20 protein-coding genes are annotated in these 19,224 nt (G+C 72.1%); 7 read left to right on the forward strand and 13 right to left on the reverse strand.

Features of this window, described 5'->3' with window-relative positions; genetic code table 11:
* The coding region (locus tag EAD89_RS16685) for an oligopeptide/dipeptide ABC transporter ATP-binding protein (RefSeq protein ID WP_368666369.1) at positions 1 to 319 on the forward strand (319 nt) is incomplete at its 5' end.
* On the forward strand, positions 316 to 2,106 hold the full coding sequence (locus EAD89_RS16690) for a gamma-glutamyltransferase family protein (RefSeq protein ID WP_121676390.1): 1,791 nt from the start codon (positions 316 to 318) through the stop codon (positions 2,104 to 2,106). The genes EAD89_RS16685 and EAD89_RS16690, both read left to right, overlap by 4 nt.
* Here the strand turns inward: EAD89_RS16690 and EAD89_RS16695 are convergent.
* Positions 2,103 to 2,783, reverse strand: coding sequence for a GntR family transcriptional regulator (locus EAD89_RS16695; protein ID WP_147457468.1), 681 nt, complete (start codon positions 2,781 to 2,783; stop codon positions 2,103 to 2,105). The two genes, EAD89_RS16690 and EAD89_RS16695, sit on opposite strands and share 4 nt — an antisense overlap.
* Positions 2,784 to 2,854: 71 nt before the next feature.
* On the opposite strand from EAD89_RS16695, the gene EAD89_RS16700 reads away from it, so the two are divergent.
* Positions 2,855 to 3,571 carry a YoaK family protein gene (locus EAD89_RS16700; RefSeq protein WP_121676392.1) on the forward strand — a complete coding sequence of 239 codons (717 nt, stop codon included), beginning with the start codon at positions 2,855 to 2,857 and terminating at the stop codon, positions 3,569 to 3,571.
* A 31-nt stretch (positions 3,572 to 3,602) separates the two neighbouring features.
* Here EAD89_RS16700 and EAD89_RS16705 read toward each other — a convergent pair whose 3' ends face one another.
* The 5 genes from EAD89_RS16705 to EAD89_RS16725 form a co-directional block, all read right to left on the reverse strand.
* Complete coding sequence (locus tag EAD89_RS16705; protein WP_121656021.1) at positions 3,603 to 4,229, reverse strand: response regulator transcription factor; 627 nt, start codon at positions 4,227 to 4,229, stop codon at positions 3,603 to 3,605.
* Positions 4,226 to 5,479, reverse strand: coding sequence for a sensor histidine kinase (locus EAD89_RS16710; RefSeq protein WP_121656020.1), 1,254 nt, complete (start codon positions 5,477 to 5,479; stop codon positions 4,226 to 4,228). The genes EAD89_RS16705 and EAD89_RS16710 overlap by 4 nt, the downstream gene beginning before the upstream one ends.
* Before the next feature lie 5 nt (positions 5,480 to 5,484).
* The gene (locus EAD89_RS16715; RefSeq protein WP_121656019.1) at positions 5,485 to 5,931 is read right to left on the reverse strand and encodes an ABA4-like family protein; all 447 of its coding nucleotides are present in this window, start codon (positions 5,929 to 5,931) and stop codon (positions 5,485 to 5,487) included.
* Positions 5,928 to 6,857, reverse strand: a complete 930-nt coding sequence (locus EAD89_RS16720) for a hypothetical protein (RefSeq protein ID WP_121676393.1) — start codon at positions 6,855 to 6,857, stop codon at positions 5,928 to 5,930. Before EAD89_RS16720 ends, EAD89_RS16715 begins: the two co-directional genes overlap by 4 nt.
* A gap of 141 nt (positions 6,858 to 6,998) precedes the next feature.
* Positions 6,999 to 7,652, reverse strand: a complete 654-nt coding sequence (locus tag EAD89_RS16725) for a hypothetical protein (RefSeq protein ID WP_147458818.1) — start codon at positions 7,650 to 7,652, stop codon at positions 6,999 to 7,001.
* Between the two features lie 178 nt (positions 7,653 to 7,830).
* Between EAD89_RS16725 and EAD89_RS16730 the strand changes: the two genes are divergently transcribed.
* A complete protein-coding gene (locus EAD89_RS16730) occupies positions 7,831 to 8,598 on the forward strand; it encodes a hypothetical protein (RefSeq protein WP_121676395.1) in 768 nt (255 codons plus the stop codon).
* 47 nt (positions 8,599 to 8,645) lie between these two features.
* Here the strand turns inward: EAD89_RS16730 and EAD89_RS16735 are convergent, their stop codons facing one another.
* Positions 8,646 to 9,350 carry a permease-like cell division protein FtsX gene (locus EAD89_RS16735; protein WP_147458819.1) on the reverse strand — a complete coding sequence of 235 codons (705 nt, stop codon included), beginning with the start codon at positions 9,348 to 9,350 and terminating at the stop codon, positions 8,646 to 8,648.
* A 189-nt stretch (positions 9,351 to 9,539) separates the two neighbouring features.
* On the opposite strand from EAD89_RS16735, the gene EAD89_RS16740 reads away from it, so the two are divergent.
* Positions 9,540 to 10,715 (forward strand): beta-propeller fold lactonase family protein, encoded by a 1,176-nt coding sequence (locus EAD89_RS16740; protein ID WP_121656015.1) that lies wholly within the window; start codon positions 9,540 to 9,542, stop codon positions 10,713 to 10,715.
* Between the two features lie 107 nt (positions 10,716 to 10,822).
* Positions 10,823 to 11,245: an ASCH domain-containing protein gene (locus EAD89_RS16745; protein WP_121676397.1), complete on the forward strand. Its 423-nt coding sequence runs from the start codon at positions 10,823 to 10,825 to the stop codon at positions 11,243 to 11,245.
* 258 nt (positions 11,246 to 11,503) lie between these two features.
* Here EAD89_RS16745 and EAD89_RS16750 read toward each other — a convergent pair whose 3' ends face one another.
* Positions 11,504 to 13,072, reverse strand: a complete 1,569-nt coding sequence (locus tag EAD89_RS16750; RefSeq protein WP_233578758.1) for a TROVE domain-containing protein — start codon at positions 13,070 to 13,072, stop codon at positions 11,504 to 11,506.
* 834 nt (positions 13,073 to 13,906) lie between these two features.
* On the opposite strand from EAD89_RS16750, the gene EAD89_RS16755 reads away from it, so the two are divergent.
* On the forward strand, positions 13,907 to 14,863 hold the full coding sequence (locus EAD89_RS16755; RefSeq protein ID WP_121676399.1) for a LysR family transcriptional regulator: 957 nt from the start codon (positions 13,907 to 13,909) through the stop codon (positions 14,861 to 14,863).
* Here the strand turns inward: EAD89_RS16755 and EAD89_RS16760 are convergent.
* Genes EAD89_RS16760 through EAD89_RS16780 form a run of 5 tightly spaced genes read right to left on the reverse strand, consistent with a single transcriptional unit; the run spans position 14,824 to position 19,224 of the window.
* Positions 14,824 to 16,014 (reverse strand): VWA domain-containing protein, encoded by a 1,191-nt coding sequence (locus tag EAD89_RS16760; protein ID WP_233578760.1) that lies wholly within the window; start codon positions 16,012 to 16,014, stop codon positions 14,824 to 14,826. The two genes, EAD89_RS16755 and EAD89_RS16760, sit on opposite strands and share 40 nt — an antisense overlap.
* 8 nt (positions 16,015 to 16,022) lie before the next feature.
* Positions 16,023 to 16,916, reverse strand: coding sequence for an SRPBCC family protein (locus EAD89_RS16765; RefSeq protein ID WP_121676401.1), 894 nt, complete (start codon positions 16,914 to 16,916; stop codon positions 16,023 to 16,025).
* Positions 16,913 to 17,782, reverse strand: a complete 870-nt coding sequence (locus EAD89_RS16770; RefSeq protein WP_121676402.1) for a MoxR family ATPase — start codon at positions 17,780 to 17,782, stop codon at positions 16,913 to 16,915. Before EAD89_RS16770 ends, EAD89_RS16765 begins: the two co-directional genes overlap by 4 nt.
* Positions 17,779 to 18,354, reverse strand: a complete 576-nt coding sequence (locus EAD89_RS16775) for an NTP transferase domain-containing protein (RefSeq protein WP_121655594.1) — start codon at positions 18,352 to 18,354, stop codon at positions 17,779 to 17,781. Before EAD89_RS16775 ends, EAD89_RS16770 begins: the two co-directional genes overlap by 4 nt.
* A 3-nt stretch (positions 18,355 to 18,357) precedes the next feature.
* Positions 18,358 to 19,224, reverse strand: a complete 867-nt coding sequence (locus EAD89_RS16780) for an XdhC family protein (protein ID WP_121655593.1) — start codon at positions 19,222 to 19,224, stop codon at positions 18,358 to 18,360.

The following is a 19,224-nucleotide window of genomic DNA, read 5'->3' on the forward strand; positions in this document are numbered from 1 at the left end:
GAAGGGCTCGCGCGAGCGGATCTTCGCCCGGCCCGCCCACCCGTACACGCAGGCGCTGCTGTCCGCGGCCCCGGTCGCCGACCCGGTCCGTCAACGGGAGCGTCAGCTGGTGCTGCTCGGCGACGACCTCCCGTCCGCGCTGGACCCGCCGTCCGGCTGCCGGTTCCGCACCCGGTGCCCGCTCGCGTTCGACCGGTGCGCGACGGAGGTGCCGGCACAGGTGGGCATCGGCGACGGCATGGCCGCGTGCCACCTGGTCCGGCCGGACGGCAGCGGGCCCGACGTCCGGGCCGCAGAAACGAGTGAGGTGTTGTCATGACGTTCACCACCAGACCGACACTGCAGGGAACCTTCGGCATGGTGTCCTCGACGCACTGGCTCGCCAGTCAGGCGGCCATGGGGATCCTCGAACGCGGTGGGAACGCCTTCGACGCCGCGGTCACCGCCGGGTTCGTCCTGCACGTCGTCGAGCCACACCTCAACGGGCCGGGCGGCGAGGTGCCGGCGATCGTGGCGACCGTCCAGGACCCGGCGCCGAAGGTGCTGTGCGGGCAGGGGCCGGCACCGGCCGGGGCCACCATCGCGCACTTCCGGTCCCTCGGGATGGACCTCATTCCCGGATCCGGCCCGCTCGCGGCGGCCGTGCCCGGCGCCGTGGACGCCTGGCTCCTCCTGCTGCGTGATCACGGCACGCTCTCCCTCGACGAGGTGCTGGAGCCGGCGATCGGCTACGCCGCGGCGGGCCACCCGCTGTTGGCTCGGGTCGGGGACACCGTGGCCGCCGTCCGGTCGCTGTTCGAGGAGCACTGGCCCACCTCCGCCCAGCTCTGGCTGCGCGACGGTCGGCCCCCGGCGGCGGGGGAGCTGTTCGCCAACCCGGCCTACGCGCGCACCCTGGAGAGACTGGTTCAGGCCGGGCAGTCGGCCGGCGGGGACCGGGAGGCGCAGATCGAGGCCGCGCGGCGGGCCTGGAGTACGGGTTTCGTCGCCGAGGCGATCGACCGGTTCAGCAGGGAGCCGTTCCAGGACTCCAGCGGGAGCCCCCACGCCGGGCTCGTCACCGGCGCCGATCTGGCCGCCTACTCGGCGACGTGGGAGGAACCGGCCACCCTCGACTGGAACGGCTACTCGGTGGCGAAGACCGGTTTCTGGGGTCAGGGCCCGGTGCTGCTGGAGTCGCTGTCCGTCCTCGACGCGCTCGACGACGTCGGCGCGTACGACTCGTCGACCGCGGCTGGCATCCACGCCCAGGTCGAGGCGCTCAAGCTCGCCTTCGCCGACCGGGAGGCCTGGTACGGCGACAGCGCCGACGTGCCCGCCAAGGCGCTGCTCTCCCGGGAGTACGCGCGGGAGCGGGCAGCCCTGATCGGGGCCCGAGCGTCCGCGAAGCTGCGGCCGGGGCGTCCCGACGGGGCGGAACCGCACCTGCCGGCCCACGTTCGACCCGACGCCGTCCGTCGCGCCGACCCCACGGACCCGACGACGGGGGAGCCGACGGTGCAGTCGGACGGGGTGACCCGGGGCGACACCTGCCACGTGGACGTGGTCGACCGCTGGGGCAACATGATCTCCGCTACCCCGAGTGGCGGCTGGTTGCAGAGTTCGCCGACCATTCCGGATCTCGGCTTCCCGCTGGGCAGTCGGCTGCAGATGTTCTGGCTGGAGGAGGGGCTCGCCTCGTCGCTCGCTCCGGGTCGGCGACCGCGTACGACGTTGAGCCCGACGATGGTGCACCGCGACGGGGAGCCGGTGCTGGCGTGTGGCACGCCCGGCGGCGACCAGCAGGACCAGTGGCAGTTGCCGTTCCTGCTCCGCCACCTCGCCGGCGGCCAGTCCCTTCAGGAGGCCATCGACGCGCCCGCGTGGCACACCCTCAGCCTGCCGGGGTCGTTCTACCCGCGCACGATGGAGCCGGGTGTCCTGGTGGTGGAGGACCGGTTCGACGAGGACGTGCTGGCCGCGCTGCGGGCGTACGGGCACGAGGTGCGGCTGTCCGACGCGTGGAGCCTCGGTCGCCTCTGTGCGGTGAGCCGCGACCCGGCCACGGGCGTGCTCGCCGCCGGCGCGAACCCGCGGGGCATGCAGGGCTACGCGTGCGGGCGTTAGCGGGCGCCGTAGCCGCCCTCGGCGTTCTCGTAGGCGGCGGCGGATGCCGCGTCGAGATGGGCGAGGGCGGCCCGCTCGGCGCGGTCGCCGTCGCCTGACTCGATGGCATCGACCAGCTGGATGTGCTCGGCCCACGAGTGTGGCGCGCGTTCGGCGGCCCCCAGCCGGAAGACCCACTGGACATGGAGGTACAGCGCCTTGGCGATCGACGACAGCCAGGGGTTGCCGCTGATCTGGAGGATCCGCAGGTGCAGGGCGCTGTTCAGCTCGGCGACCCGGCGCAGGTCCTGGCGCTCCGTCGCCTCGCGGCCCTGCTCCAGCAGCACGCGCAGGGCGGCCACGTCCGCCGTGGTCGCCCGCTCGGCCGCCAGCCGGGCGGCCAGCGCCTCCAGGCGTTCGCGGACGACGAACATGTCCGAGATGGTGCCGCTGCTGGGGGAGGCGACGACCGCACCGCGGCGGGGGAGGATCACGACGAAGCCCTCCGCCTCCGCGACGCGGAGCGCCTCGCGGACCGGGTTGCGGGAGACACCGAAGTCTTCGGCGAGCCGGTCCTCGGTCAGCCGCTCGCCGGGCAGGTAGTCGCCGTCGATGATGGCGGTCCGCAGGGCGGCGAGGACCTGGTCGCGTAGCGGCAGGTGTTGAGCGCCGAGCTTGTCCCGCAGATCTTCAGCCACCTGGATCGCCTCTCCGTGAATCGTCCGGGGCAAAGTGTATACGAAGAACAATCTTTGGAGGATAGCCGACAGTGTCGAGCACAGTGCCCCACGTCACCCGCCCCTCCACCGCCACCCGGGACAAGCAGCGCCTCCTGCGGCGACGGCACGCCCTCGTCGTCGTACTCACCTTCCTCACCGGCAGTGCCGACGCCATCGGCTTCCTCTCCCTGGGCGGAGCCTTCTCCAGCGTCATGACCGGCAACATGGTCCTGCTCGGACTCTCGGCAGGCAGAGGTGAGGCCGAGCTCGCCGTGACCTCAGGGTGCGCCATCGTCAGCTTCATCGTCGGCGTCCTCGCGGGCGCCCGCCTCGTCGGTTCGGCCCAACCGGACGACCCCGTCTGGCCACGGCGGGTCACCTGGGCGCTCATCCTGGAACTGCTGGTGTTCGTCGTGTTCCTCATCGTCTGGGAGGTCAACCTTCCCCATCACGACGACCACATCGACCTCGCGCTCCTGTTGCTGTCGGCAGCGGCGCTGGGCGTGCAGAGCAGCGCGATTCAGCGCTTCGGCGTTCCGGGTCTGTCCTCCACGTACCTGACCGGGACCCTGACGAGCCTGATCGCCGGTGTGGCGGCGCGCAGCCCGTGGGGCAGTCTGCGGCCCAAGGCCCAGGTCCTGCTGGCCCTGATCACCGGCGCGGCGGTCGGTGCCCTGGTCGCCCTGCACCTGCCGGTGCTCGCTCCGGCGCTGTTGATCGTGCCGCTCGTGCTCGTCATCGCCGTGTCCGCGCGGATGAGGGGCTGACCGGCCCTCCGGCCCGTCCGACAGCCGCAGGTCAGGCGCCCCGGGCGAACAGGGCCAGGCGTACCCGGTTGGGGCTGTCGGTCTTGGTCATCAGGTTGGTGATGTGGGTCTTGACCGTCGTGACGCCGATGTGCAGCCGGTCGGCGATCTCGGTGTTGGACAGACCCTCGGCGACCAGGTCCAGCACGTCCTGTTCGCGGGCGGTCAGGCCCTGCACCGGTCGCGGCGTCTCGGCGCGGGCGTGCACCGCGCGCTGGACCAGGCGTTGCAGCACCTCGGGGCTGAACGGACTGTCGCCCACGGCGGCCCGGCGGATGCCGTCCACCAGCTCGACCGGTGGCGCGTCCTTGAGCAGGAAGCCGCAGGCGCCGGCGGTCAGGGCGGGATAGAGGTGGTCGTCGTCGCCGAAGGTGGTCAGTACCAGGACGCGGGTGGCGGGACGTTCGGCGAGGATGCGGCTGGTCGCCGTGATTCCGTCGACGCCGGGCATGCGCAGGTCCATGACGACGACGTCGGGGAGGAGCCGCGCGGCGAGCGAAATCGCGTCGCGGCCGTTGTCGGCCTCGCCGATCACCTCGATGTCGGGTTGGGCGTCGCAGAGCATGCGCAGGCCCGCCCGGATGAGGTGCTGGTCGTCGACCAGCAAAACGCGGATCACGCCGGCTCCGCCGCGGGCGAACCAGCGGGTGCCTCGCGGTCACGGGGCACCGACACGGCCGGCGTCCCGGCGCCGGAGGCGGAGGGCACGGCCGGGAGGACGGTGCGCACCCGCCAACCGGCGCCGGCCGGCCCTGCCTCCAGCCGGCCGCCGAGGACCTCGACGCGCTCGCGCATGCCGGTGATGCCGTGCCCGCCTCCGGACGGCACCGCCGCCGCCGCCGAGCCGCGCCCGTTGTCCGAGACCTCCCAGTGGACGGCCCCGTCGCGGACGGCGACCACGAGGTGCGCCAGCGCGGACGTCCCGGCGTGCTTGGCCACGTTGGTCAGCGCCTCCTGAGTCAGTCGCAGCACGGCCAGGCCGCGTACCGCGTCGAGTGAGCCGACCGCCGGGTCGATGTCGGCCTCCACGGTGACCCCCGCCTGCCGGGCCCGGTCGACCGTCGCGCCGAGTGCCGCCGGGAGCGCCGACGGCTCGATCGCGGTCAGCGCCGCGTCACCGCGTACCCCGTCGGGGTTGCGCAGGACCGTGACCAGCCGGCGCAGCTCGGCCAGCGCGGCGGTTCCCGTGCCGTGCACGTCGTCGAACACCTCGCCCACCCGCGGGTCCAGGTCCGTGAGCACGTGCCGGGCCACGCCGACCCGCAGCACCATCGACGCCACGTGGTGGGCGACGACGTCGTGCAGCTCGCGGGCGATGGCGCTGCGTTCGTCGGCGCGCGCGGCGCGGCTCTCCGACTGCTGCCGGCGCTGCTCGGCCGCCGCCCGCTCCACGGCCTGCCGGCCGAGCTCCCGGTTGGTGCGGATGACCAGACCGAGCAGCACCGGCACGCCGACCTCCAGGGTCAGCCCGAAGACGCCGGAGGCGAACCGGCCGATCGGATCGCCGATCGAGTCGGTCAGGTCGACCACGGCCAGCAGCACGGCGGCGAACCAGATGCGGTGCGCTCGACGCGCCCACATGGTCACCTCGAGCAGCGCCCAGCTGGCGCCCACCTGGTTGATCGTGGTGTCGTCGATCAGGGGAAACGCGACCGCCAGCAGCCCGGCCTGCACCACCAGGTTGACCAGCGGCCGACGGTGGAACACCAGCCCGCCGGTGAACGCGACCACCGCGAGAACCCACTGCGTGGCCGTCGTCGGGCGGGCGGCGTGCGTGCCGACGACCAGGTAGCCCACACCGCTGAGGTTGAGCAGCACCATCCGCACGAGCGTGTCCCGCGTGTCGAACAGTCGTCCCACCCACCGCACGGTGGTCAGCCTAGGCCCTGCGGCCCGGGGACACGTCCCTGCGGCCACCGGTATCGAACCGCGAGGTAGGCGGCCAGGCCGAGCGGTCCGAGCAGGATGGTCAGCACCAGCACCGGAGCCATGACCAGCGCCGGTACCCCCCGTTCCCGGCTGTCCAGCCACGCCCACCGCCCGACGAACAGATCAAACGCGATCATGTGCGCCCACCCCGCCGCCGCGCCGTCGGAGGTGCCGAGCAGGTCCCGCACGCCGTCCAGGGTCGGCGACGCCACGGCCGGCAGCACGTCACCGAACGCCGGGATCACCAGCAGCGCGTAGATCACCACGACCGGCAGCACGACCAGCGGCGAGGAGATGATCCGTGCGGTCCACGACCAGCGGGGCAGCAGGATCATCAGCGCCCAGAACGGCGCGGCCACCGCGAACGTCAGGGTGAACAGCGTGGCGGTCATGCGGCCAGCGCCAGTTCCGGGCCGCGCCGGCGCGCCAGCACCAGGCCGGTGGCGGCCACCGTCGCGACCGCCAGGGCCGCGACGGCGGCCAGCGTGAGCGCGTCCGGGCGCAGCAGCGGCTGTCCGCGCAGGGCCTGCCAGGTCAACAACACCGTGAGTACGCCGTACGCGGCTCCCGCCACGACCACCAGTCGCGCCCGGGTGCGCTCGTCCAGCCGCGCCCCGAGGAACCGGCTCAGCAGGATCGCCAGGATCGGCAGCGCCTGGAGGGCGTGCAGCCCCACGAAGTGCCCGATCCGCAGGTCCCCACCGGTGGTGCTCCAGCCGACCACCGGCAACCCCGCTCCTCCGTCGAGGACGCCGACGGCGTGCGCCCCGGAGATCCCGTCGATCCCCGGTTCCTGCATCGGCAGCACCATCGGCACCGCCGCGAGCATGCCCAGCAGGGACAGGCCGAGCCCCCACGCGACCGCGCGGGCGGCGACCCGATCGGGGATCCGTCGGATCAGCACCACGATCCCGATGACGAAGTGCGCGGCGAACAGCACCATGATCGCCGCGCCCATCACGGAGAAGAGGGCGGCGTTCAGCGGGCTGGTGCCGTTGAAGTGGCTGGTCGTACCGCGCAGCACCTGCCCGACGATCACCACCATCTCGATCACCGCCATCGCGACGATGACCGTGCCGGCCCACTCCGCGATCCGGCTGCGGCGCGGCAGCAGGGAGAGCATCCAGGCGAGCGTGGTGCCGTACACCACGAAGGACACGGCGAACTTGAACGGCTTGAGCCAGATCGGCGCACCGGTGAGGACCCGCGAGTCGACGAGGATGCCGACCGCTGAGATGACGGTGAGCACCGCCATCGCGTAGACGAAGACCATGAGTGGGCGGTGCCAGTGTGCCGCCCGGCGCAGCGTGACAGTCATGCCTGTAGATGCTCCCGGCCGCATCCGCCGAGCACGTCCGACCGCGAGCCCCGGTTGCGGCCGACGGTCGGAGCCGGCCTCCTCCCCAGGTAGGAGACGAGACGTGACCTTGTCGGCGGGCCGGCGAACCACGCGGGCAACTCAGCCGACGGGCTGGCATTCGCGGGTCGTCGGGTCGTCTGGTGCGCACAGCGCGATGCTGTAGCGCATCGAGAACTCGTAGGGGTGGCCTCCGGACGTGTAACGCAGGACCAGTTGCTCGGCGGTGGCCGTCTGGTGGCCGACCTTTCGCACCCGCAGCTGCAGCCCGGCCAAGGCCTCGGCGTCGTTCCTGGCGTGCGGGTCATCAGCGACGCAGGCCGCGGCTCTGTCGAGGACGACCGGACCGCCAGGCAGCGGGGTGGCACTGCGGTTGCCGGAACTGCGCCACGGTGTGAACGCGAAGGCTTCAACCCGGATTTCGCCCGCGGACGTCTCGGGGACGACCTCGTTGATGGTCACTCGACCCGGCCGGTCGAGGCAGATCGCTGCGACTCCGGTCGTGCTGAGAACGCGAACGGTGTCCGGGCCGACGTTGTGAAGCCTCTGGCCCGCCCCTCGGTAGGAGGCCGGAACGGTGATTCGCGCGTCGTTGGGATCCTGCCGTGCGTCGCTGTCGTCCGTTCCGGCTGCGTCGTTCGCGTCGTTCGCCGGTTCGGCCCCGGTGTCCCGCTGGCCTGTTCCGCAGGAGGCCAGCAGGATCGCGGCGAGCGTGGTCACTGCGATGCTCCCGGCCCTGCGCGAATAGGTGGTCACCGCAACAGCGTGGCACGACGGGGATGTCGGGCGTTGTCCCTGACCATGGCTTCCAGGACTCGGCGAGCCGGATGCCCTCGGTGCCGTCCTGGACGGACGACGACATGAGCACGCGGACCGCCGTCGTTTCGGTCTGTCCGTCACGGGGAATGTCCGAACAGAGATCACGAGGTGAAAAATGAGCCGTTACCCGACGCTGGCGACCACCCGTGCGCGCAGGCTGCGTGCGCTGATCCTGCCGTTGCTCGGCACCGTCGCGCTCACCGCTGCCTGCGGCGCCGGCGAGGACCAGCCCGGTTCGGCCTCGTCGAGCGCGCCACCGACGACCGCGTCGGCACCGACGATCGAGGCCGAACGACCGTCGCCGAGCGCGAGCGCCCAGGTGACGATCCCGACGTCGGCCTTCGTCGAACTGCCACCGGAACTGCGCAAGTCCCCCCGGCGGTCGACGCCCGTCGCGGACGCCCTGCCGACGATGTGCGGCGACGAGTTCGCCACCGGAGGTCGACAAGTCACTGCGAGCGCCTCCATGACCGTCACCTACAAGACGCCCGGCGAGCCGGACAGCAACGTGCCGCAGGGCATGATCCACCAAACGATCTTCACCTTCGACGGCGACGGCGCCTCGGACTACGTGCGACGGCTCCGAGGTGGCGTGGAGGCGTGCCTCTCCTACCAGGAGGCCAGGAATTCCGTCGAGGTCGAGAGTCGAGCGGTGCCCGGCGTCGGGGACGAGGCGCTGCTGGTGACCAGAACGTGGGCCGAGACGAGCCTGAACGGGGAACGCACCGGCGGCACGGCCTCCAGCCAGATCGCCGTCGCACGCGTCGACGGCGCCGTGACCGTGCTCAACGATCAGGGGTGGGAGGGCACCAGCGGCAACCCCACGATCATGGACCGGGTCCTGCGCGACAGCGTTCGGACCATCGACGTCTGGCAGCGCTAACCCCGACGGGATCGGCCGGGCCCGCCCGGTCCGGCGAACGTCCGCGCTTACAGCATCGCCATCGGGACCAGCCGCACCACGTCGACCCCGTCGAGTTTCAGAAGGCCGGACAGCCCCGGTCCCTTCGGGTCCAGGGGCATCTGGAAGCGTAACGACGCGCGCGTCATCTGCGGGTCGAGCTGCGCGGCCAGCTCGCCCCTGCCTCGGCACTGCTCGCGCAGGCGCTCGTACGCGGCATCGCGGTCCTCGAACGCAACCGACTCCGCGTCCGGCAGCGCGTGGACGGCCTTCTCCACGGCGGCTCGCTGCTCGCCGGTCACCGCCGACTCCAGCCGGACGATGACCCCGATGTGCGACGGCAGAGGGTCGATCTGTGCGGTCCTGAGCGCCACGTCCTCGACGCCGTCGGCCTCCGCCATCACCAGCTCGACCGCCTCGGCGACCGAGGCATCGGTGACGGTGGCGCGGAACGACTCCGGCAAAATCTCCGGCCTCAGATCCGCCAGCAGGTCAGGGCTGTCCTTCAGCGACTCCTTCAAGCTCTCGTACGCCTGCTCGCGGGTTCCGAGGGCGACATCCTCGACGCTGGGCATCGACCGTAGCCGCTGCTCCACGGCGCTCTTCGTCGCTGCGGTCACGTCGCTGTCCAGGAAGACGGTCAACGTGCTGTCGACCATCTCCTCGGGCTCGGAGGTGCAGGCGGAGAAGGCCAGCAGGAGCACGAACGCCAGTACCGGCGTAACTCGTCGCATGCGGCAGATCGTAGGTGAGTCGACCTCGTGCACCCCCTGCCATCGCCCCCGGCCAGCGTCCCCCGAATCGACAAAACGGCACGAAAATACTCCTTTCGGGTAAAGGCGCCATGCCGGCTACATGCTCCGTTAACTTCATAACGAGAGGAAAACTCTTATTCATCCCATCGTGCGCGTAAGGAGCCAACGATGAAGCGCAGCGTTGCGGTTGCGGCAGCTCTCCTGGCGGGTCTGACCAGCGTCGGATCGATCCCGGGGGCCGCCTTCGCCGACGGCGGCGGTCCGGGGTACAACCACGACGACCGCGACGGACGTGGTAACCACCACGACGACGAGGGTGCGGTCTTCGTCCAGACCAACAAGGCCGAGGGCAACACGATCAAGGTCTACGACCGCGACGAGGACGGCCGCCTCACCAAGGCGGGCGAGTACGAGACCGGCGGGCTGGGTGGGTTCACCATCGGCGCGCCGGGGGACGCGTTGGCGTCGCAGGGATCGTTGACCTACCACCGTGGGCTGCTGTTCGCCGTGAACGCCGGCAGCAACACCGTGACGGTGTTCGGCGTCGACGGCACGAAGCTGCGCAAGCTCCAGGTCATCTGGTCCGGCGGTCTGCTGCCGGTCAGCGTCACCGTCCGCGACAACCTGGTGTACGTGCTCAACGCCGGTGGCGAGGGCTCCGTGCAAGGGTTCGAGTTGCACAAGGGGCGCCTGTCGCCCATTCGCGGCGCCAACCGGTCACTCGGGCTGCACAACGGCAACCCGCCCGCGTTCATGACCGCCCCCGCCCAGGTCAAGATCGACCCCGACCGCGAGTTCGTGTTGGTGACGACCAAGGCTGCGAACGTCATGTTCAGCTTTGAGATCGGTCGCGACGGCGAGTTGGCCCGGCACCCGGTCATCAGCGACGCGGGCTCCGTGCCGTTCGGTTTCACCTTCGACACCGAGGACACGCTGCTCGTCACCGAATCCGGCTCGAACGAGGTCAGCCGGTTCGAACTCGAGGAGGACGGCGCGCTCGACCAGATCGGGCCGTCGGTCCCCAACGGTCAGCAGGCGCCGTGCTGGATCCAGCGCGTCGGCGACTACTTCTACGTCGCCAACGCCGGCAGCTCCACCATCAGCGCCTACCGCGTCAACGACCACGGCAAGCTCGAACTCGTCAAGGCCGTCGCCGCCGACACCGGTGGCGGGTCGATCGACCTGACCGCCAGCGACGGCTTCCTGTACGTCCAGAACGCCGCCGCCGGCAACGTGCAGGGCTACGAGGTGAACAAGGATGGCTCCCTGACCCTCGTCACCACGGTCGAGGGCCTGCCGAAGTTCGCCGACGGCATCGGCATGGAAGGCATCGCCGCCTCCTGATCCCGCCACACGCTGGTCCCGGTCCTCGCCGACCGGGACCAGCGCGTGTGCGCGCCCCCGCCGAAAGTCGGCAGACCGCTCGCGGTCGTACCGCGTACCCTGCCCGCATGGACGTCATCGATGAGCTACCGCGTGCCGAGTTCGCGTTCCCCGGGCCGTTGCGGGACCGGTTGGTGGCCGCGATCCTGTCCGGCGCGAAGACCTCGACCTCCGCCCTGCTGGTCGGATACGAGCGCGCGAACGAGCCGCTGCCCGAGGTTGGCGAGCGAGCCGCGGTGGTGGACTCCGAGGACCGACGCGTCGCGGTGATCGAGACGACCGAGGTGCGGGTGCTCCGGCTCGCCGACGTCGACCTGCAACACGCCCTGGACGAGGGCGAGGGCGACGAGTCGGTGGCGCAGTGGCGGGCGGGGCACGAGACGTTCTGGCACAGCGCCGAGGTGCGCGCGGAGTTGGGCGACCCCGGCTTCACCGTCGACGACGACACCCTGGTGGTGACCGAGCGCTTCCAGCTGGTGCACACCATCTGAGCAGCGCCGCTTTGCCTGCCGGCATGCTGGGCCCTGCCGGGACAGCGGTGGTGGTCAACAATGCCTACTCTCACAGCCGTGGGAGCGATCAAGCCGTGGCACCTGTCCATCCTGACCCTCTGCTGCCTCCTGCCGACGGCGGCGGCGATCGTCGCTGGCATCTGGGCGGTGCGTCGAGGCCGATCCCGCCGCTGAGCGGCCGACGGGGCGAGCGGCGGCGGACCCCGCTGCGGGGCAGTTCCAGCCCCGCAGCGAGGATCAGAAGGGCCACCGGTCGCGGGAGCCGGCCTCGATGAGCGGAATCATCGCGAACGCGGCGTCGGACAGGCCGCCAAAGGTGTGGCGGTTGCCGACGGTCGGCGTGTGCCCGACCCGGTAACCGGCAAGGTTCCAGGTGAACACCGGCACCTCCGCGGGCACCGCTGCGGCGACGTCCACCGCACCGTGCCAGTGGGCCTGCTCGTCGGTGAGGATGACCACCCGGTCGTGCCGGTCGTAGTGCTCGCGTACCGCCTTCTCGGTGTCGGTCCCCATGCCGTAGAAGTAGCCGCCGTCCTTGAACCGGCGCACCGCCGCCAGCACCGACTCGCCTGCCGTCGTTGGGAACACCCGGCTGGCGTTGGAGAACGACACCACCGTCGCCGCCTGCGCCCGGGCAGCCAGCGCGAGGCCGAACACCGTGGCGGCGTCCCAGCAGCGCAGTGTGCCGTCCTTGCTGAACGGACTCTGCATCGAACCGGACGTGTCGATGAGGATCAGGGTCCGCCCGTCCAGAGCCGGCACGTTCACCAGGGCGTGCTGCAACGCCCTCTCCAGTGGGTACGCCCACCGCAGGCTCGGTGCCGCGTTGTACGCCGACAGGAAACGCATCGGCAGCACCCGCGAGGTGGCGACCTCGCCGGGATCCGAGAGCTTGGCCGCCACCATCTCCGCGACCGCGTCGCCGACTCCGGCCTGGTCGAAGTTGCGCAGGTTGCGCAGCAACGCCAGGTAGCCCATGGTCGGGATGACCGACTCCCACGCCGCGGCGTCCATCGCGCCCTGTCGCCAGCCGGCCAGGGCCTCCCACGTCATACCGGCCGCGCCCAGCACCGCCGGATCGGTGACCTCCCGGCGCTGCTCGACCGGCAACGCCATGAGCGCGTCCCGCGCCGCCAGCATCCGCAGCGACGCCGGCAGCGGATTGTCGCGACTGTGCCGCCGATCCAGCGCGTGCCGGAACAGGTCACCCTGCCGCTCGTCTCTCACGGTGGGGTGGGTCAGGTCGATGACGTCGCCGAAGCGCACCTGGCTCCCGACGGAGTCGTACTTGAGCAGACTCCGCTCGGTGTACAGCCGGACCGCCGCGTCGGCGATGCCCCGCTTCACCGGCTTGGGCAGCGCCCGGCCATGGCGAGTCAGCCAGTACGCCAGAGCCTCGCCCGGCTCGTCCGCACGCTGCAGCGCGGCGTTCACGACCGCCCGCGAACCAGGGATCTCGGCGGCAACCTGGGCGCGAGCGCCCTCCAGAGCCGCCACCACGGACGCGGAGCGCATCATCGCGCCGGACCGGAGCCACGGCACGAAACGGGAGAACCAGTCGGGGTCGGCGACGGCCACGGCGGCGACCAGGTCCCGGAAGCGAGTGTCCCGGTCCGTGGCGCCCTCGTAGAAGGTGTCCGCGCCGACCATGTTCGACACACCGAGCAGGAACAGCTCGGCGCGTGGCTCACGGGTGAAACCCCGCGCGCCCTCGGCGGTCGTCGGCTGGTTTCGGCTCTTGCGTAGCTTGATGTTGAACTTGGCCATGACGTCCCCCACGTCGGTCGGCCGGGAAGGCGCGACCACACCACACACCCGAGATCAGAATCGGCCACGGACTAGTCCGCCGTTCTGTCCGTTGAACCATCCACCCGAAGGCGGCGAGGGACTCGAACCCCCATCTGCGGAACCCTGAAGTAACCGTTGCCTGCGCACCGGGTGTGTGGCGTGGTCGCGCGCTCCCCGAGATCGAGGTCGGCGACGGCGGTCCTTCCGGGGAGTGAACCCCAACCAGATGTAACCGTCGCCTATGCACCGGGAAGTGCGGTCACGACCGTAGCGGCGGCAGCGCTGGCCGGGCAACGGGGTTTGCGATCTTCAGGCGATGGGATGTGGTCACGCCACACGCCCGAGATCGTAAGTGGACACGGCGTTTGCGGGCTCGAACCGCCAGGCCCTTGCAGGGCCGTCACCAGAAGTAGCCGGGTCCGTCGCACCGGGCGTGCGGCGTGGGCGCGCCTCCCGAGATCGAAGCGGCGACGGCGACCGGCCCTTGCGGGCCAAGGTGACCTGGGCCGCTGGTCGACGCCACCCGAAGTGGCGGTGGGATTCGAACCCACGTCTCCCCTTGAGAGAGGAAGTAGCCGTTGCCTGCGCACCGGGAGGTGCCCCACGACGGTAGGCAAGGACCCCGGGGCCGGCAAGCCGATTCCGAACGTCCACCGGAAGGGCTTTCGCATCTGAGACCGGATCGATGTCCGGTGCGGCTACCAGGCACGTCAGGCCGAGCCGATACCCGGTCGGGCGGCTGACGCTCGGCTGAACCGACGCTGGCGGCGGGTCTGCTCAGCGGGGGATGATCGAGGCTCGTCTCGACGGAGAGCCGGACCAGGCGATCGGGCGGGGAGGTGGGTGACGCCGATGACCCCGACGCAACTGCGCGCGTACGTCGCCGTGGTCCGGCTGGGGTCCGTCAAGCAGGCCGCCGCCGAGCTGGCGGTGTCCGAGTCGGCCGTGTCGCTCCACGTCGCACAGTTGCGCAGGGAGTTCGGGGACAGGCTGTTCACCAAGACGGCCGCGGGGCTCGCGTTCACCCCGGGCGGGCTCCGGCTGGCCAGTCGCGCGGCGGAGCTGTTGGGTCTGCAGGACCGGACGATCCTGGAGGTGAGCGCCGCGAAACGTGGCCGACGGTTGCTGCGGGTGGCCGCGTCCAGCCTGTTCGCCGAGTTCGCCGCGCCGGGGCTGATCGAGCTGTTCGCGAAGCGGGCCGCCGACCTGGACGTGGAGCTGAGCGTGCGCAACCCGGACGCGTTCGAGTCGCTGTTGCTGACCCGCGCCGCGGACATCGCGGTCGGGCCGCAGCCGCCGGTTGTCGACCGGGCGATCGCCTGCCGGCCGATGATGAACTACCGGCTCGTGGTCGTGGTCGGCCCGGACCATCCGCTGGCCGGTGTGTCGGCGTCGCCGGGGCAGTTGCGGGAGCAGACCTGGCTGCTCGGCCCGTCGGCGGCCACCGACCTGGGCGCCGTTCCGGTGATGCTGCGCCGGCTGGCCGTGCCCGACGACCGGCAGCAGATCTTCCAGAGCCACGCTGCGGCGCTGGGGGAGGCGAAGCGGGGCCGGGGCGTCTCGCCGGCGCTCGCGTTCACCGTCGCGCCGGACCTCCGCGAGGGCCAGCTCCAGCAGGTGGTGGGACCGCACGCGACCGTCGAGGCGGTGTGGCACTCGCAGGTCCTCGCCGGTCCGGGCCCGCTGTCGGCCGCCGCCGAACTGGCCCGATTCTCGTCGACACCTCGGGCGATTCAGGCGATGATGCGCGGCGCGGGCGTCAGCATCGGTCACTTCAAGCCGTCGGTGCACGTGACGCTCTGGAGCTGACGGGCGGCGAGCAGCAGGTCGTGGAACGTCCCGGCCGGCAACAGCCGGTCGCAGTAGGGGAGCGCGGCGGCCATGCCGGCCGCCCGAGGGGCGAAGCCGGGGGCGCCGGCGCGTGGGTTCAACCAGACGATCCGGTACGCGCGGCGGCGCAGCCGGGCCATCACGGCGGCCAACTCGTCGGGCGGGTCGCTGTCCCAGCCGTCCGAGCCGATCACCAGCACGGCGCCTCGGACGGTGTCCGCGTGCTGGCCGCCGAGCAGGGTGCGCAGGTTCGTGGCGATCCGGGTGCCGCCGTACCGGTCGGTCACGGCCGCGCTGGCCCGCGCGACCGCCTCGGCGGCCGAGGTGTGCCGCAGCACCACCGTGAGCCGGGTCAGCGTCGTCGCGAACGCGAACGCCTCCGCCTCGGCGACGACCGCGAACGCCCGCATCAGGTGCAGGTACGCGGTCGCCTGCGCCCGCATCGACTCGCTGACGTCGCAGAGCAGCACGACCCGGCGCGGTCGCCGTACCGGCCGTTCGCGGACGATCTCGACGGGCTCCCATCCGGTACGGCGGGCCCGGGTGATCGTGGGCCGCAGCGCGATCCGCCGTCCGGTCGGGCTGACGGCGTGCCGCCTGGCGCGGCGGGTCGGCCAGCCGGCGACGGCTGTGCGCAGGGCGTCGCCGAGCAGCGTGACCTGTGCGGGGTCGAGTTCGTCGAAGGGTTTCTCGGCGACCCCGGCGAGGGCGCTGGGCTGCCGCTCGGGCAGCCGCAGAGCGGTGTCGGACTCCGGCGTCTGGGCGACGGCCGGCGGCAACGTCGCCCAGGGCAGCCCGCCGCCCGGACCATCGTCGGCCGTGCTGGTGGGCACCGGCACGTGTACGTCGTCGCGGTTTCCCGTCGGGACCGCGGTTCGGTGCGGTGGTGGCAGCGGGGGCGGGTCCCCGAAGACAACCGCGAAGACGCGGTCGAACGCGCCGAGGTCGGCGTGCCGTCGAACCAGGCTGATCCGGGCGGTCCAGTAGAGCGTGGACAGCGAGTCGGGTGGGCTGGCGTCGAGTGCCCGGACGAAGTCGTCGATGTCGGTGAGCCCGGTCGGGACGCCGGCGTGCCGCAGCCGCCCGGCGAACGCCACCGCGAACGCGGCCCGGTCGACCCCCCGCAGCATCGCCGGACTCACCGGCGCGCGACCAGCCAGGCGATCACCGCGCCGACCGCGACGAGGCCGACGATCACCGGAACGAGCCGCTTGGTGATCGACCCGCCGGCGATGCTGAGCAGGTCGAGCGCCTCCGGCTCGGCGTCCGGCGTGGTGCGCGTGCCGGTGGCCGCGGGCCCGGTGGGCACGGCCTCGGTGGCCAACGGCCCGATGCCAGGCGGTTCGGTGAGCGCCGACCCGGCGGGCGACGGAGTGGGCGGCGACTCGGCGGGCGACGAGGTGCGCGGCGGCGACTCGACCGGAGAGGGCGCGACAGCGGCGGTGGCGGGCGTGGTCGCGACCGCGGCGGCGGACGCGGCCGGGTCGAGCCCGGGTTCGGGCTGCGTGGCGGACGCGGCCCGGACGGGCCCGGCCTCGGACCGGGCGGCGGGCACCGACGCGGCCGCCCCGGCGGCCGGGGGCGCCTGCTCGGCGGCCAGCCTGGCCTCCAGGTTGGTGACGAACTGGGCCAGCAGCTTGCCCGACACCTCCTTGATCATGCCGCTGCCGAACTGGGCCAGCTTCCCCGAGATCTTCAGGTCGGTGTCCACGCTGACCAGCGTCCGGTCGCCGTCCGGTCGAAGGTGGGCGGTGACCAGCGCGGAGGCGTTCCCCGTCGACCGGGCGTCACGGCCCTTCGCGTCGATCACCCCGCGGTACGCCGCGTCGTCCTTCTCGACGAACTGCGCGGTGCCCGCGAACTCCGAGATGACCGGACCGACCTTCACCTTCACCCTGCCCCGATAGACGTCACCGTCGACGCCGGTCAGTTGCGCGCCCGGCAGGCACGGCGCGATCCCTTCGAGGTCGGTGAGCACGGCCCAGGCCCGCTCGACCGGAACGGCGACCGCGAACTCGTTGCTGATCTTCATACCTGACTCTCCTGGTGGCTGCCGAGCGCGGCGGCGACGACGGCGCGGTCGTCGGCGGTCTTGGCGATGGTGCCGATGGTCCGTGCGACCTCGGCGGTGGCCAGGTCGGCGGCGCCCAGCACCGACAGTGCGGCGACCCAGTCGATGGTCTCCGCCATCCCCGGCGCCTTCTCCAACCCGAGGCCCCGCACGCCGCCGATGAACTGGACCGCCGTACGGATCAGCGGCAGGGTCGCGTCGGGGACGGCCCGGCGGACGATCTCCACGGCCCGGTGGGGTTCGGGAAAGTCGATCCAGTGGTACAGGCAGCGGCGACGCAGCGCGTCGTGCAGTTCCCGGCTGCGGTTGGACGTGAGCACCACGACGGGCGGCGTACGGGCGGTGAACGTACCGAGTTCGGGGATCGTCACCCCGGCCTCGCCGAGGAACTCGAACAGCAGCGCCTCGAACTCGTCGTCGGCGCGGTCGATCTCGTCGATCAGCAGCACCGGCGGGACCGGTCCCTGGTGGCGTACGGCCCGCAGGATCGGCCGTTCCTGGAGGAACTCGGCGCTGAACAGGTCAGCGTCGGTGAGCCGGGTCCGCTGCGCCTCGGCGAGCCGGATCGCCAGCAGTTGCCGCTGGTAGTTCCACTCGTAGAGCGCCTCGCCGGCGGTCAGCCCCTCGTAGCACTGCAGCCGGATCAGCGGCGTCTCCAACGCCCTCGCCAGCGCCTTCGCGGCGGCGGTCTTGCCGACTCCGGGTTCGCCCTCCAGCAGCAGCGGCCGGCCGAGCCGCAACGCCAGGAACAGGGCCATCGCCATGCCGTCGTCGACCAGGTAGTCGACGGCGTCGAGGCGGTGCCGGACGGTCAGCGCGTCCTTCACGGCTCTCCCGCCAGCAGCCGCTCGTAGTCCGCGCGGGTGTCCACGTCGATCGGCACCGGCCCGTCGACGGGCACCTCGGTCACCGGGTGGCGGCCGGAGTGCAGCAGCTTCCACACGGCCTTGTCGCCGTGCAGGTCGTACAGCTCGGGAAGGACCTCGCGGCCGAAGCGGAACGGATGGCCCAGGCCGTCGGCGTACCGGCACACGGCCAGCGGGGTGGTCGCCGTGGCGACCCGGTGGACGTCGGCCGCGCGTACCCCGGGCTGGTCGCCGAGCAGCAGCACGAGCGCGTCGGCGCGCGGGTCCACCGCCCGGGCGGCCGTGCTGACCGACGACCCGCAGCCGCTGCTGAACGCCGGATTCTCGACGACCTGGCACCCGGTGAGGTCCACCCGGTCGCGGATTCCGCTCGCCGCGCCGCCGAGGGTCACGAGCAGTTGGTCGAAGCCGCACGAGCGGGCCAGCTCAAGGGTCGCGTCGAGCAGCGTCCGTCCCCGGTACGGAAGCAACTGCTTAGCCTCGCCGAGACGAACCGACGCCCCCGCGGCGAGCACCAGTCCGGTCGTGAACACGGGCTACGCCGCCGTGAAACGCGCGAGGCAGCCGGCGCAGCAGAACCAGACGTCCTGCCCGTCGACCCGCGCGTACGGCGTTTCCGGCCCGACCAGCACGGTCATCCCGCACACCGGGTCGACGGCCTGCGGTGGCCGCGCGGCCGGCGCGCCCGACGACGGGCTCAGCCCGTCCACCCGGATCGCCCGGACCACCTCGGACATGATGGACAGCGCGATCTCCTGCGGCGTACGCGCGCCGATGTCCAGCCCGGCGGGGGAGTGGACGCGGGTCCGTTCGACGTCGGTCAACCCCAGCTCGTCGAGCACGACCTTGCCGCGTCTGGCGCTGGCGACCAGCGCGACGAACCCCACGCCGGCGTCCAGCGCGGCCCGGATCGCGTCCTGCTCGCCGCGGCCCAGTCCGGCCACCACGACGGCGGTGCAGCCGGGCCGGTCGTCCGACGTGACGACGTCGAAGTCCAGGAAGGCCGCCAGCGTCGCCACCGCGGCGGCGATCGGCGTGTCACCCACCACCCGCAGCATCGGCGCCGGCAGCATCGGTCGGAGGAAGACCTCGACGGCGCCGCCGGAGTGGCACGGGTTCACCACCACCCGTGCCCCCGGCGTCTCCGGAAACGGCTCCGCGCCGTCCGGCAGCACCCGCAGCAGCAGGGCGTCACCGTCGCGCAGGGCGTCGAGCGCGGCGGCCCGCACCGAACTCTCGGCGCACACCCCGCCCACGAAGCCCTCGATCGAGCCGTCCGCCCGGATCACCGCGGCGTCGCCCGGCCGGGCCGACGTCGGCTCCTGCGCGCGGACCACGGTGGCGTGCACGAACGGCTCCCGGGAGGTGGTCAGCTCCCGGGCACGTTCCGCGATCGTGGTCAT

Source organism: Micromonospora sp. BL4, from assembly GCF_003667505.1.
Taxonomy (GTDB): Bacteria; Actinomycetota; Actinomycetes; order Mycobacteriales; family Micromonosporaceae; genus Micromonospora.

What these genes read in the sequence shown, in the direction of transcription:
- EAD89_RS16690 (WP_121676390.1), top strand. Translation starts at nt 316, where the DNA reads ATGACGTTCACCACCAGACCGACACTGCAGGGAACCTTCGGCATGGTG.
- EAD89_RS16715 (WP_121656019.1), bottom strand. Translation starts at nt 5,931, where the DNA reads ATGACCGCCACGCTGTTCACCCTGACGTTCGCGGTGGCCGCGCCGTTC.
- EAD89_RS16720 (WP_121676393.1), bottom strand. Translation starts at nt 6,857, where the DNA reads ATGACTGTCACGCTGCGCCGGGCGGCACACTGGCACCGCCCACTCATG.
- EAD89_RS16730 (WP_121676395.1), top strand. Translation starts at nt 7,831, where the DNA reads ATGAGCCGTTACCCGACGCTGGCGACCACCCGTGCGCGCAGGCTGCGT.
- EAD89_RS16735 (WP_147458819.1), bottom strand. Translation starts at nt 9,350, where the DNA reads ATGCGACGAGTTACGCCGGTACTGGCGTTCGTGCTCCTGCTGGCCTTC.
- EAD89_RS16740 (WP_121656015.1), top strand. Translation starts at nt 9,540, where the DNA reads ATGAAGCGCAGCGTTGCGGTTGCGGCAGCTCTCCTGGCGGGTCTGACC.
- EAD89_RS16745 (WP_121676397.1), top strand. Translation starts at nt 10,823, where the DNA reads ATGGACGTCATCGATGAGCTACCGCGTGCCGAGTTCGCGTTCCCCGGG.
- EAD89_RS16755 (WP_121676399.1), top strand. Translation starts at nt 13,907, where the DNA reads ATGACCCCGACGCAACTGCGCGCGTACGTCGCCGTGGTCCGGCTGGGG.
- EAD89_RS16760 (WP_233578760.1), bottom strand. Translation starts at nt 16,014, where the DNA reads ATGCTGCGGGGGGTCGACCGGGCCGCGTTCGCGGTGGCGTTCGCCGGG.
- EAD89_RS16765 (WP_121676401.1), bottom strand. Translation starts at nt 16,916, where the DNA reads ATGAAGATCAGCAACGAGTTCGCGGTCGCCGTTCCGGTCGAGCGGGCC.
- EAD89_RS16780 (WP_121655593.1), bottom strand. Translation starts at nt 19,224, where the DNA reads ATGACCACGATCGCGGAACGTGCCCGGGAGCTGACCACCTCCCGGGAG.